The sequence below is a fragment of the Ruegeria sp. C8 genome, from assembly GCF_056537565.1.
Map to the genome: position 1 here is coordinate 39973 of NZ_JBQFRV010000018.1, position 12590 is coordinate 52562.

Annotated in this window: 10 protein-coding genes and 2 pseudogenes; 8 read left to right on the forward strand and 4 right to left on the reverse strand. The window is 55.3% G+C overall.

The genetic code is table 11. The features are described from left to right. Nucleotide 1 precedes the first annotated feature (1 nt). Nucleotides 2-979, forward strand: a complete 978-nt coding sequence (locus ACR0KL_RS19320) for a 2-dehydropantoate 2-reductase (RefSeq protein ID WP_170681620.1) — start codon at nucleotides 2-4, stop codon at nucleotides 977-979. 132 nt (nucleotides 980-1111) lie between these two features. Here the strand turns inward: ACR0KL_RS19320 and ACR0KL_RS19325 are convergent. Next, nucleotides 1112-1333: pseudogene (locus tag ACR0KL_RS19325) on the reverse strand (IS3 family transposase); the annotation flags it as partial. Between the two features lie 58 nt (nucleotides 1334-1391). Between ACR0KL_RS19325 and ACR0KL_RS19330 the strand changes: the two are divergent. The 6 genes and pseudogenes from ACR0KL_RS19330 to ACR0KL_RS19355 all read left to right on the forward strand — a co-directional run bounded on the left by ACR0KL_RS19330 (nucleotide 1392) and on the right by ACR0KL_RS19355 (nucleotide 8060). Then, on the forward strand, nucleotides 1392-2099 hold the full coding sequence (locus ACR0KL_RS19330) for an IS6 family transposase (protein WP_170559768.1): 708 nt from the start codon (nucleotides 1392-1394) through the stop codon (nucleotides 2097-2099). A gap of 74 nt (nucleotides 2100-2173) precedes the next feature. Continuing rightward, nucleotides 2174-2593 (forward strand): annotated as a pseudogene (gene terL / locus ACR0KL_RS19335) (phage terminase large subunit); the annotation flags it as partial. 570 nt (nucleotides 2594-3163) lie between these two features. Then, nucleotides 3164-4204, forward strand: coding sequence for an ABC transporter substrate-binding protein (locus ACR0KL_RS19340; protein WP_371415275.1), 1041 nt, complete (start codon nucleotides 3164-3166; stop codon nucleotides 4202-4204). A gap of 90 nt (nucleotides 4205-4294) precedes the next feature. Beyond that, a complete protein-coding gene (locus ACR0KL_RS19345; RefSeq protein WP_480555598.1) occupies nucleotides 4295-6421 on the forward strand; it encodes an ABC transporter permease in 2127 nt (708 codons plus the stop codon). Beyond that, nucleotides 6418-7491, forward strand: a complete 1074-nt coding sequence (locus tag ACR0KL_RS19350) for an ABC transporter ATP-binding protein (protein ID WP_480777401.1) — start codon at nucleotides 6418-6420, stop codon at nucleotides 7489-7491. The genes ACR0KL_RS19345 and ACR0KL_RS19350 overlap by 4 nt, the downstream gene beginning before the upstream one ends. Nucleotides 7492-7493: 2 nt before the next feature. Next, complete coding sequence (locus ACR0KL_RS19355) at nucleotides 7494-8060, forward strand: histidine phosphatase family protein (RefSeq protein ID WP_170660750.1); 567 nt, start codon at nucleotides 7494-7496, stop codon at nucleotides 8058-8060. Between the two features lie 6 nt (nucleotides 8061-8066). On the opposite strand, the gene ACR0KL_RS19360 is transcribed toward ACR0KL_RS19355, so the two are convergent. Then, nucleotides 8067-8834, reverse strand: a complete 768-nt coding sequence (locus ACR0KL_RS19360) for an inositol monophosphatase family protein (protein ID WP_480581980.1) — start codon at nucleotides 8832-8834, stop codon at nucleotides 8067-8069. 395 nt (nucleotides 8835-9229) lie between these two features. Between ACR0KL_RS19360 and ACR0KL_RS19365 the strand changes: the two genes are divergently transcribed. Then, nucleotides 9230-9937 carry an IS6 family transposase gene (locus tag ACR0KL_RS19365; protein ID WP_170681608.1) on the forward strand — a complete coding sequence of 236 codons (708 nt, stop codon included), beginning with the start codon at nucleotides 9230-9232 and terminating at the stop codon, nucleotides 9935-9937. A gap of 64 nt (nucleotides 9938-10001) precedes the next feature. Here the strand turns inward: ACR0KL_RS19365 and ACR0KL_RS19370 are convergent, their stop codons facing one another. Beyond that, nucleotides 10002-10949, reverse strand: a complete 948-nt coding sequence (locus ACR0KL_RS19370; protein WP_480777402.1) for a DMT family transporter — start codon at nucleotides 10947-10949, stop codon at nucleotides 10002-10004. Between the two features lie 288 nt (nucleotides 10950-11237). Beyond that, complete coding sequence (locus tag ACR0KL_RS19375; RefSeq protein ID WP_170463992.1) at nucleotides 11238-12503, reverse strand: flavin monoamine oxidase family protein; 1266 nt, start codon at nucleotides 12501-12503, stop codon at nucleotides 11238-11240. Nucleotides 12504-12590 lie beyond the last annotated feature (87 nt).

Consider the following 12590-nt stretch of genomic DNA (forward strand, 5'->3'; position numbering starts at 1 on the left):
CATGAAAGTTTGCATCTTTGGTGCCGGAGCTATCGGAGGTTACGTTGCCGCGAAGCTTGCGCAGACTGACGTCGACGTCAGTGTCATTGCGCGTGGCGCCCATCTGACTGCAATGCAGGAAAATGGGCTGACTCTCCTTGAGGGTGGGCGGGACCCGATCAACGTGCGGGTACGCGCCTCCGGCGATGCCGCCGATCTTGGCCCACAAGATTATGTCTTCATCACGCTAAAAGCGCACTCTGTTCCAGCGGTTGTAGATACAATGCAGCCCCTGATTGGATCCGCGACAACACTAGTAAGTGGTGTGAACGGGGTGCCTTGGTGGTACTTCCACAAACTGGAAGGTCCCTACGAAGGGAAGAGGTTGCGGTCTGTGGACCCGGGTAACGTGCAATGGAATGGTTTCGGGCCAGATCGGGTTCTAGGATGTGTCGTCTACCCAGCCGCAGAAGTCGCTACTCCGGGAACTATCGATCATGTCGAAGGCAATCGTTTTTCTTTGGGCGAGCCTGATGGTTCCAAATCAGACCGCGCTGCCAAGTTTTCGGCGGCACTATCCGCTGCTGGGTTACGTGCGCCCGTGAGACCAAGAATTAGGGACGAAATTTGGCTAAAGCTATGGGGCAATCTGTCGTTCAACCCGATTTCCGCTCTTACCCACTCAACACTTGATGTATTGTGTACTGATCCAGGTACACGGTCTGTGGCGCGCGGAATGATGCTTGAGGCTCAGGAAATCGCCGAGAAACTTGGGATCAGGTTTCCGGTAGATGTTGAAAAACGTATTGACGGCGGGGCGGCAGTTGGCGCCCACAAGACCTCTATGTGGCAGGACTTGGAGTTGAGCCGACCAATGGAAATTGATGCACTGGTCACTTCGGTGCAGGAATTGGGACAACTGATCGGGATCGCAACACCTACAATCGACACTGTTGCATCACTGATAAAACTGCGGGCAAAAGTCGAGGGTCTTTATTAAGCTTCTGCCAGCGATCATCTGGCCTTGTCAGAAGAACTTTGGTTGAGCAGGGCAGGGGGTGTCCGTCATCGAATGATTTGGAACACGAGCGTTTGATTGGTTTTGGTGGATCAGGCTCGCTGTAGTTTCTATCTACGCCGCGTTCTGATGATGCAGCAAGCGGCGTTTCTGGATTGTCTGGTGTTTGATTTCCTTTCTTCGTCTGAGGATTGTTTCGGCTCGACCGAAATAGACATCGGCGGGTGTCAGATTGCTGATGCTCTCGTGGTATCGGTTGTGGTTGTAGTGATCGATGAAGTTGCCGATGGCCTGTTCGAGCGCTCCTGGCGGATAGTAGTTTTCCAGCAGGACACGGGGTCTTGTCAGAAGAACTTTGCTTGAGGCGGGCAGGGTGGTTGCGTAGCTTTTGCCCATGACCAGACCCACGTCTTTCAAATACTTTAAAACCAGTCCCGAGATCATCCGCTTGGCGGTTATGCTGTACATCCGTTTCCCTCTCTCGCTTCGGAATGTCGAAGATCTGTTGCACGAGCGAGGCATCGACGTGAGCCACGAAACTGTCCGATATTGGTGGAACAGGTTCGGGCCGGTGTTTGCTGCGGAGATCCGAAGAAAGCGTGTGCAGCAACTGCGCGCCTTCTCCAAATGGAAGTGGCACGTTGACGAGGTTTTCGTGAAGGTGAATGGCAAGCGGCATTATCTTTGGCGGGCTGTTGATCACGAAGGTGAGGTGCTGGAAGCCGTTGTCACCAAACGCCGAAACAAAGCTGCAGCACTGAAATTCCTTAAGAAATTGATGAAGCGACACGGTTGCGCCGAAGAGATCGTCACAGATCGCTTCGCTTCCTACAAGGCTGCGCTCAGAGAAATGGGCGCGCTTGAAAAACAAAGGACGGGCAGGTGGCTCAACAACCGCGTCGAGAATTCGCACCTGCCGTTTCGACGACGCGAACGCGCGATGCAACGATTCAGGCGCATGCGAAGTTTGCAGAAATTCGCCTCCGTCCATTCCTCGGTCCACAACCACTTCAACCAGGAAAGATCGCTCACCAGCCGGGACACCTTCAAGCTGACACGCGCCGCCGCTCTTAGCGAGTGGCGTCAGCTTTGTTCCGGATAGGTTCGCGGTTTCCGCAGCAAACTGAGACTGGTTCGAATTAGTCTGACAGCACCTTTCGGGCTCGAACGAACTATACTGAGGTGCGCAACGCTGTTCTTCGATTGCGCAAACAGTGGCGCGCGGACCGGGTCTTGATCGAGTCCTCGGCGATGGGTATCCACCTTTTGGATGAATTGAAACGCACCGCTGCAGGTGTTTACATGCCCGTCAACGTGGTCACCGACAAACTGGACCGTTTCATCCCACAGACCGACTGGATAAAATCTGGTAAGTTAGTCATCCCTACGGACAAGCCCTGGTTTGATGAGTTCCGTAGGGAACTGCTGGCGTTTCCGGATGCTGTCAAAGATGATCAGGTAGATGCCCTGACCCAGTTCGCTGAATACATGCGTCGAAGGCAAGGGACGTATCTCGATACAGATCCTTACACCGGCCGCCGCCAAGGCAACTATCGACCCGAACGACCAAGAAGGGAAGATCGCATGCGGTTCTGACGCCAGCGAGGGCGTTTTCCAGCGACCTTGGGCTGGATATCAAGTCTTCGACCTCGAACGTCTGCGATGGAGCGCAAAGCTGCCGTTAGGGCCAACTGCAGCGAAGGTCCGCTCGAGCCCATTGTTGACGTTCGGAGGGTAAATTTCCTCGGTCAAGTAGCGCGATGAGAACGCACTCACTGCGTGAACCCACACATCACAAGTGGGGTCAAAATCGGAAGCTAGCTTTCAACATTCGCGGCAAAATCTGTATGATCGCTAGACCATCTGATTGCCCAGAACACATTCGCCAATTGGCGCAAGTATCAAGCTCCGCGCATTCGAAGGCTATGGGTGAGCTTGCGATCTTCCTTTGAATAATGCTTGCAATGGTGCTTCGTTTGGATCGCACTGATTTTGTCGCTCTGCAAAAATCCTTGCGAAACAAGTGTTAGAGTGGTCAGACTTACATAGTCACAAAGAGGAAAAGCCGTACCGAGACCGGTGAAATAAGAAGATGCCACAATTAAGCGTGGCCGCCCTCACAGGTGACATGACAGTTCCCGGCTCAAAGCTGGAAGCTGGATAGTTATGGGAGGAAAGACTTTGAAAAAATTGACAAACACACTTGCTGGCTCACTGATCGCATTCGCCGCTTCCATGGGTGCTGCGCAAGCCGACAAGCTGACATTCTACTGTTCGGCGCAGGAAGACTGGTGCCAGCTGATGGCGCGCAGTTTCGAGGACGCCACCGGCATTGACGTGAACATGACTCGCAAATCCTCTGGCGAGACTTTTGCGCAAATCCGTGCGGAAAGCTCAAACCCAAAAGGAGATGTCTGGTGGGGCGGCACTGGTGACCCGCACCTTCAAGCCGCCGAAGAAGGTTTAACTATGGAATATGTCTCGCCCATGCGTGACCAGTTGCATGACTGGGCAATTTCACAGGCCGAAAGTGCTGGCAACAAGACCATCGGTATCTATTCGGGTGCGTTGGGCTATGGCTACAACTCTGACCTCCTGGCGGCCAACAACCTGCCTGAACCCGCCTGCTGGAAGGACCTGCTCAAGCCTGAGTATAAAGGGCACGTTCAGATGGCGAACCCGAATTCGTCCGGAACTGCCTACACGACGCTGGCGTCGATGGTGCAGATCTTTGGCGAGGACGAGGGCTTTGAGTTCATGAAAGGCCTTCACGCCAACATAAATCAGTACACCAAATCCGGTTCGGCGCCCATCAAGGCCGCGGGTCGTGGCGAGAACACGATAGGCATTGTCTTCATGCATGACGCTGTCAAGCAGGCGGTATCGGGCTTCCCTGTAAAGGTTGTCGCCCCGTGCGAAGGCACTGGTTACGAGATCGGTTCGATGTCGATCATTGAAGGCGCTCGCAACGAAGAAGAAGCCAAAAAGTTCTACGACTGGGCGTTGAGCGCCGAAGCGCAAAACCTCGCGCTTGAAGTCAATGCCTTCCAGGTTCCGTCCAACAAGGGTGCGCAAACATCTGAAAGCGCCCCGGATATGAGCCAGATCAAGCTGATTGACTACGACTTCAAAAAGTACGGCTCCTCTGATGAACGTAAGCGTCTGCTGCAAAAGTGGGACGAAGACGTTTCGGTTCTGCCGCAGTAAGTGACTGACACTGCGAAAACCAGGACCCACCCGGTATTGATCTTCTGGATCATTGTCGGGTGGGTCGGCTACGTCCTGCTGCCATGGTACATGGTTGAGGATGGCCTTTGGTCATTTGAATGGCTCTTTAACGGCTATCCGTATGACGAAGATTTTGCGCCCGCTCTATTTCTGATCGGGCAGGGTGAAAAGCTCTGGCTTGCACCCTTGCTGATACCGCTGGCATTGCCAATTCTGGTGCTTGGGAAACCTAAATCTGATCCGATCTACGCTAAGATCCTGATACTTGCGGGTGCACTGGGCTTCGGCTGGCTGATTGCGCAAGGCTTCGGGATCGGCATTCGCGGCTTCAACTTCGACTGGCTCAAGGCCCTGTTTGGCGCGCCAAAAATCCGACAGTTCGGCATGGGGTATGGCGCGATGTTCTGTGCGTCGGCCTTCCTGTTCCTGCTCACGCAGGGCATCGCGGCGCGCGGTGCAGTCAACGGCGATGTGTTTGTCGTCAGCGCCATCGGCGGTGTCATTACAATTGTCACCGCCTTCGTGTTCTTTCCAATTGCCAACATGCTGTTTTCGGCCTTTGTGACCGAAGACGGCGCCTATTCGGTATCTGTTTTTGCCTCGAAGTTCTTTGATGATCGTCTCTGGGGATTGGGGTGTTTTTGGGGTGCGAAATGCGGCGCCGCGTGGAACTCCCTCTTTTTGGCCATTCTCGTCGGCCTGATCACCACGGTTCTGGGACTTTGTTTTGCGCTTGTGGTCACCAGGTCAGGGTTTCGGTTCAAGCGTGGGATGCGCGCGCTGACTGTTTTGCCAATAATCACGCCTCCCTTCGTAATCGGGCTGGCCTTGATCCTACTCTTCGGTTTGTCCGGGTCGGTCACAGTCTTTTTCGCTGATCTTTTTGGCGTGCAACCGTCGCGGTGGCTCTATGGAATGCCGGGCGTCCTGATCGCCCAGACGCTGGCCTTCACTCCCATCGCATTTCTGGTGCTGATTGGTGTTGTCGAAGGCGTGTCGCCGTCGATGGAGGAAGCCGCCCAAACGCTGCGCGCCAATAGGTGGCAAACCTTCCGAACGGTGTCGCTGCCCCTGATGAGACCCGGTCTGGCGAATGCATTTCTGCTCGGCTTCATCGAAAGCATGGCCGACTTCGGCAACCCGCTTGTTCTAGGCGGTAATTTTGACGTTCTGTCGACCGAGATATTCTTTGCCATCGTCGGCGCGCAATATGATCAGGGTCGGGCCGCCGTGCTGGCCATGGTACTGCTCTTCTTCACGCTGTCTGCTTTTTACGCACAGCGCGCCTGGCTCGGTACGAAAAGCTACACCACCGTTTCCGGCAAGGGGGACGCCGGGGTGCATCCGCTGATGCCCAATGGGCTGGCAATACCCGTGCTGGCCATCGCGACCATCTGGGCGCTGTTTACAGCGGTTGTGTACGGCATGATCATTTACGGCAGCGTCGTTGAGCTTTGGGGTGTCAACAACACGCTCACCTTCAAACACTATTTCACCGCCTTCTCAGTTCGCTTTGAAGAGGAAGGTATCCGCTGGACGGGTGCCGCATGGGACAGTTTCTGGACCACCATCAGCATTGCGGCCATAGCGGCTCCGCTGACGGCAGCTGTAGGACTGGTGACCGCCTACTTGCTCACGCGCCAAAATTTCTCCGGAAAAAACGCCTTCGAATTCGGAACGATGCTGTCCTTCGCCATTCCCGGTACCGTCATCGGGGTCAGCTACATCCTGGCTTTCAACGTTCCCCCGATTGAAATCACAGGCACTGGTGTGATCCTCGTGATCAGTTTCATTTTCCGCAACATGCCCGTCGGCGTGCGTGCGGGCATTGCATCCATGTCGCAACTGGACAGGTCGCTTGATGAATCCTCGCTGACTCTGGGTGCAAACTCGTGGCAGACGTTCCGACGCGTGATCCTGCCCCTGCTCAAGCCCGCCATCCTAGCGGCACTCGTCTACAGTTTTGTCCGCGCGATGACCGCGATCTCGGCAGTCATTTTTCTGGTATCGGCCGAATACGACATGGCGACCAGCTACATCATCGGGCGCGTCGAGAACAATGACTACGGCCTTGCCATCGCCTATTCCACCACGCTGATCTTCGTGATGCTGGCATCTGTAGGGCTTTTGCAATTCCTCGTGGGCCGCGTGCAGATCGGACGGCGCACCCAGATCGGAGCGGAAAGAACGACATGACGGATACCAACATTGCTAGTAAAGCCGCGCCGGTTCGGTTCGAAGGAGTGTCAAAAGTATTTGGCAAAGATGTCGTGGCCGTCGACAACATCGACCTGCATGTGGAAGCAGGTAAACTGGTGACGCTGCTGGGACCATCGGGCTGCGGCAAAACAACGACGCTGCGCATGATTGCCGGTCTGGAGATGGCCAGCTCGGGCAGGATCGTGATTGGCGATCGCGACGTGACCAAGCTGCCCGCGACCGATCGCGATGTGTCTATGGTGTTTCAGTCTTACGCCCTGTTCCCACATATGAGCGTGCTGGAAAACGTGATGTACGGTTTGACATTCTCCGGCTTTGCTAAGAGCGAGGCCAGATCGCGCGCGCTCAAAGGGTTGGAACTGGTGGGCCTCAAGGGCTTCGACAACCGTTTGCCTAGCGAGCTGTCAGGAGGCCAGCAACAACGTGTCGCAGTCGCCCGCGCGCTGGTGCTGGAACCGCAGGTGCTGCTCTTTGACGAACCCCTTTCGAACCTCGATGCCAAACTGCGCCGACAGGTGCGCGAAGACATTCGCTCCATTCAGCGGGACCTCGGACTGACGGTTGTCTATGTAACCCATGATCAGGAGGAAGCGCTTGCCGTGTCCGACGAGATCGTCGTCATGCGTAACGCCGCCATCGCCCAGATCGGCACACCACGGCAACTCTATGACGCACCAATCGACCGCTTCGTGGCTGACTTCATCGGTGAAGCGAACCTGATCGAGTGCAAAATCGTCGAATTCGATGGCGATCAGGCGACAATCGACATCGAAGGTCACCGCCACAGCTTGCCCTCTCGCGATTTGCCCGTGGGTCCGGCAACGCTGGCGGTGCGTCCGTCCCGCATCCTGATCGGATACGAAACCGGCATCCCGGCAAAAGTCTCCAAAGCTACCTATGTCGGCGTGCGCATGGAATATACGCTGACCGGCGCATTCGGACAGGTGTTTGCCGTGCAGGACGACGTGGATGATCCGTTGCAACCGGGCGCTGACGTCAAAATGGCCTTTGCAGACCGGGGACCGGTTTTGCTGCCGAAGGGCTGACATTGCCGAAACTCGTTATCATTTCGCACCCGGAAGTGGTCGTGAACCCAGAGATCGCAATCACCAACTGGGAACTGAGTGAGGTGGGCCGCACCCGGGCCGAAGCATTTGCAAATGCGCCGATCATGGCCTCGGTCAGCGCCATCTGGTCCAGCACCGAACGCAAGGCAGAACAGACAGCTGCGATCCTGGCCAAACCGCACGGCCTTGAGGTGAAGGTAAACCCGGCGCTGGGCGAAAATGACCGCAGTGCCACCGGTTTCTTGCCACCGCACCAGTTCGAAGCCGCCGCCGATGCATTCTTCGCTGCACCCGATGTGAGCTTTCGCGGCTGGGAAACCGCGACAGATGCTCAGGCCCGGATTGTCGGGGCAGTCACGTCAATCATGGACGCGCACGATGGTGGTGATCTTGCCATCGTAACCCACGGCGCGGTTGGGACGCTGCTGTGGTGTCATCTCTCCGGGGTGCGGATTGATCGCCAGCACGACCAGCCTGGGCAGGGGCATTTCTGGAGCGCTGATTTGGACACGCTGTGCTGCAACCCCGGCTGGCGGGCTATCGCCTGACGCAAATCAGACGTGCCACGCCTTCTCGCAAATTGCTTTGAGATCATCAAAGATCTTTGGCGTACCGGCAATGACACGGCCACCATCGCGGATCATTTCATTCGCGTCCTGTTCTTCGACGACGCCGCCCGCCTCTGTGATCAACAGCTGACCGGCAAGACAGTCCCACGCGTTCATATGCTCTTCGACGTACCCCAACAGCCGGCCTGCTGCGACATAGGCAAGCGACAGCGCGCCGCTTGCATTGCGATGATACATGGCCCCGCGTTCGATGATGGCTGAAATGATTGGTATCACCTTTGCCGCTTCGATGCGGTTCGAATATCCGACCGAGACGGTCCCGCTTGCCATATCGACGCCTGATGCGACCTGCATTGGCTGCCCGTTGAGCGTTGCTCCCGCCCCCCGCATGGCGACATAGGTCTCAGCCACGTTCGGCTCGTGAATGACACCGATTTGTGTTTGTCCCTCTGAAACAACCGCCAGGACGATCGTCCACGCCGGAATGCCGTTTACGAAGTTCGTGGTGCCGTCAATTGGGTCTATTACCCAGTCAAACCCGCTGGACCCTGATTTCGCAGCGTGCTCCTCTCCGAAGATTGCGTCATCGGGATAGGCCTCGGCTATTTTTTCGCGAACATACGTCTCGACATTCCGGTCGGCTTCGCTGACCCAATCCTGAGCACCCTTTGCATCCACCACCAGAGTGTCTCTATTGCCAAAATATTTTATAGCCAATGCACCTGCTTCTTCAGCCAATTTGGTGGCGAACATACTTCGATCAGAGATGCTATGCACTCGACCCTCCTGCCGTTAAATTCTGTTTCTGATTATGAACAATAGGCGGTGCCGGGGGTCAGCACCACTAAGCAACATTGAAACCCGTTTCGTCGGTTTCTTCAGATACATATTACGACAACGAAATGAAGCCCCAAACTAATCGTGGACAGCGGACCTATGCATTTGATGTCTCTTACGTGAAGGCCCGCTTTGAGCGCGTTGTAGCCCAAAGCCGATTAATTTCCGACGGTACAGCTTAAGCCCATAAAACCTTTGACCGACCATAAATCTAGCGACGGTCTTGTCAGAAGAACTTTGCTTGAGCGGGGCAGGATCTTGTCAGAAGAACTTGGGTTGAGCGGGGCAGTGGTGTTGCATAGCTTTTGTCCATGACCAGACCTGCCTCTTTCAAGTACTTCAAAACCAGCCCAGAGATCATCCGCCTTGCGGTGATGCTGTACATCCGTTTCCCGCTCTCGCTTCGAAATGTCGAAGACTTGTTGCACGAGCGAGGCATCGACGTGAGCCACGAAACTGTACGATATTGGTGGAACAGGTTTGGCCCTATTCTTGCTGCTGAGATTCGAAGAAAGCGTGTCCAGCACCTGCGCGCGTTCTCCAAATGGAAGTGGCACGTGGACGAGGTTTTCGTGAAGGTGAATGGCAAGAGACACTACCTCTGGCGGGCCGTTGATCATGAAGGCGAGGTGCTGGAAGCCATTGTCACCAAACGCCGAAACAAAGCTGCGGCACTGAAATTCCTCACGAAATTGATGAAGCGGCACGGTTGCGCCGAAGAGATCGTCACAGATCGCTTCGCCTCATACAGAGCCGCGCTCAGAGAGCTGGGCGCGCTCGAAAAACAACAGACGGGAAGGTGGCTCAACAACCGCGTTGAGAATTCGCACCTGCCGTTCCGACGAAGAGAACGCGCCATGCAACGGTTCAGGCGTATGCGAAGTCTACAGAAATTCGCCTCCGTCCATTCCTCTGTCTACAACCACTTCAACCAGGAAAGATCGCTAGCCAGTCGAGACACCTTCAAGCTGACCCGCGCCGCCGCTCTTAGCGAGTGGCGTCAACTTTGTTCCGGATAGGTTTGCGGTTTCCGCAGCAAACTGAGACTGGTTCGAATTTGTCTACAGCACCGGGCGTATAGCCTTAGATTGGAGGCACGGCACGCACGGCGACCAACTGTCTGGCCGCCACCCTTTCACGATGTATCATATACAGCCCCGCACCGATGATGATGGCAATGCCAAGCAGACTAAGCGTGTTCGGGAAGTCATTGAAGACAAGATAGCCGAACAAGGTCGCGACCGGCAGCTCAAAATACTGCAGCGGTGCCAGCGTGACGGAAGGCGCAAAAGACAGCGCATATGTCATCATCATGTGGCTCACCGTCGCGAAAAAGCCAGCGCCTAAAAGCCACAATAACGCGATGTCTGTCGGCCAAACGGGATCAAACAAATCAGAGCCGGAACCTTGCGCAACAATTAGAGCTGGAATGCAAAACAGGCTGGCGATCAGGCCGGTGTGAAATTGCAGGGTCACAGGGTGCACCCGACGCGACAACCCCCGGGTCAAAAGAATGTAGAAAGCGAAGGCAACTGCTGTGCCAAGCGGAATAATGGCAACCGCGCCGAAAGCTGCGAAACTGGGCTGGATGACGAACAACACCCCGACAAACCCCACAAGCGCCGCTCCGACGCGACGCGGGCCGACGTCTTCACCAAGATAGAACTTGCCGACCAACAAGACGATGAAAGGGGCAACGAACACGATTGCCAGCGCATCGGCAAGGGGCATCACCCGGATTGCGGCAATGAAGCAAAATGTTGCGAACACCAACAGCAATGAGCGGAAAACCAGCACCATCACCTGACCTTTCGCCACGCGCAACGACAGTCCCATTATCCAGATGAAAGGCGCCATCAGCGCGCATTGCACCACAAACCGAGCAGCCGTAATCTGCCCAACTGGCACACTGGTCGACGCGAGTTTCGCAGACACGTCCAGCAAAGGAGCGGTTAGGCAAAACCCCAGCATCAGCGCAACGCCGACAAGGGTGCGATCCGGAGATTGAGGTATGGGTTCAGCAGAAGTCATCGTTTCATTTAGAGATGTCGCCAAATGCGTGTCTGTTCTCAATACGACGACAGGCAAAAGTCCGGCAATCCAAGAGTTCGAGTTGAATTAGATATAGCGCTCGTGGCGAATGTCTCCTCTGAAGGGCCGCACAGCCGCATCAGGTGGCCCGGCCAAAGGGCAGCTAGCTTACCCTGAACTGGTCGCGGAGCATGCGAAAGATGAACTTGGCCTTGTGACTTATAGTCAAAGGTTCATTCGAAATTCTAAGACTGTTCCACTTGCTGGAGCAAGTTGATCGCCAGGTGTTCAGCGTAGCTGCGCCAACACATCTTCCGCGGCCCTTAATCCTTCTAGGTGGGCTCCGCTGACCGAGCATTGTTGGTTAGGATGTGTAGCTTCACCGGCGAAGTGCACCCGCTCAGCATGAGACTGGCGTAAGACAGCGCGTTTGTTGTGGCCTCCCGGCTTGGCTCCAGCGTAAGAACCACGCACATAGGGTTCATTTCGCCAAGCGGTAGCGTGGCCTTTGATGAAGGCTTTTCTGACTGTTGTGCCGAAAAAGCCAACCAATGTTTCGAGCGCGTGCTCTATGGCGCTTTCAGGCCCCGCGTCCTGCAAAAGTCTGGAAAAGCTTCCAGAACTTTCAAAGCTGGTAAGGCCGGTGTTTGAGATGTTGCAAAGAAAACCGCCTCCGCGGGCTACCCCGTTGGCGTCGGGTTCTAAGTGGTACGTCAACCAAGTATCGGGTTGCACTGGCAAAGCTCCGGAGCGGAAAAGGAGGCCAGCGTGATTGTAGTCTCCCATAGTGATGAGCTCGAGCGCTGAGCGTCGGTCGGATTCTAGCGGGGGATCAAAGTGGATGATGTCTTCGGCTAGGACGCCAACGGAAACTGTAACAATTACGGTTCGAGCTTTGATCTTGCCAGTGGCCGTAGTTATCTGCACCCCTTCAGTGAGAGATTTTATTTCTGTGACCGGAGTGGCCAATTTAATTGGCAGCCCCTTTGCAGTGCATGCAATTAGGTGTCCGAAGCCTTCGCGACAAAACCAATCGTCTCCGCCCTCCCAGGCACTGATGTCTCGCAGAGATGTATCCGGCAAATCTCTGGCAATCGACAAGGCAAATGTCATCGCTGCCGTGAACGACCAATGCCCTTTGTTCTGCCAAATGTCTGCCAAGGACCGGTCTGTTGGAATTCCGGTACTTGCTTCAATTTCTGCATCGATGCGCGCCGCTTCAGTGATCGCGCTATGAAGCTCGTCGACTTCGTCCCACAGAACAGCGTCATCCTCCAAGCCATATGTCACCGCGTTGTCTGGGGCTGCATAGAGATCAAGGCCGAGTGCGAGACCTGGAGCTTTCAGAGCGTTTGCATGTTCGGTGTGCATCCAGTGCGCACCCATGTCGAACGGGACGCCAAAGATTTCCGTGTCCGTGTGTGTGCGCCCCCCGACGCGGTTGGATGCCTCGATGCAGACTACTGAGAGTCCCGCGGATTTGAGAGCGTGAGTAGCTGCAATTCCTGCTGCTCCGGCGCCAACGACAACGACGTCAAAGTCGTGAACTTTCAATGCTTTCGCTCCAGAAATGAGATTGGCATGAGAGATGGTTTTCGGAGTGGGTTTGCGCTTTCCTTACATTTTGAGAATTTACAAGGA

Coding starts and splice junctions, on each gene's coding strand:
- ACR0KL_RS19350 (WP_480777401.1), top strand. CDS start 6,418: ATGACGGATACCAACATTGCTAGTAAAGCCGCGCCGGTTCGGTTCGAA.
- ACR0KL_RS19340 (WP_371415275.1), top strand. CDS start 3,164: ATGGGAGGAAAGACTTTGAAAAAATTGACAAACACACTTGCTGGCTCA.
- ACR0KL_RS19360 (WP_480581980.1), bottom strand. CDS start 8,834: ATGTTCGCCACCAAATTGGCTGAAGAAGCAGGTGCATTGGCTATAAAA.
- ACR0KL_RS19345 (WP_480555598.1), top strand. CDS start 4,295: ATGGTTGAGGATGGCCTTTGGTCATTTGAATGGCTCTTTAACGGCTAT.
- ACR0KL_RS19365 (WP_170681608.1), top strand. CDS start 9,230: ATGACCAGACCTGCCTCTTTCAAGTACTTCAAAACCAGCCCAGAGATC.
- ACR0KL_RS19330 (WP_170559768.1), top strand. CDS start 1,392: ATGACCAGACCCACGTCTTTCAAATACTTTAAAACCAGTCCCGAGATC.
- ACR0KL_RS19320 (WP_170681620.1), top strand. CDS start 2: ATGAAAGTTTGCATCTTTGGTGCCGGAGCTATCGGAGGTTACGTTGCC.
- ACR0KL_RS19370 (WP_480777402.1), bottom strand. CDS start 10,949: ATGACTTCTGCTGAACCCATACCTCAATCTCCGGATCGCACCCTTGTC.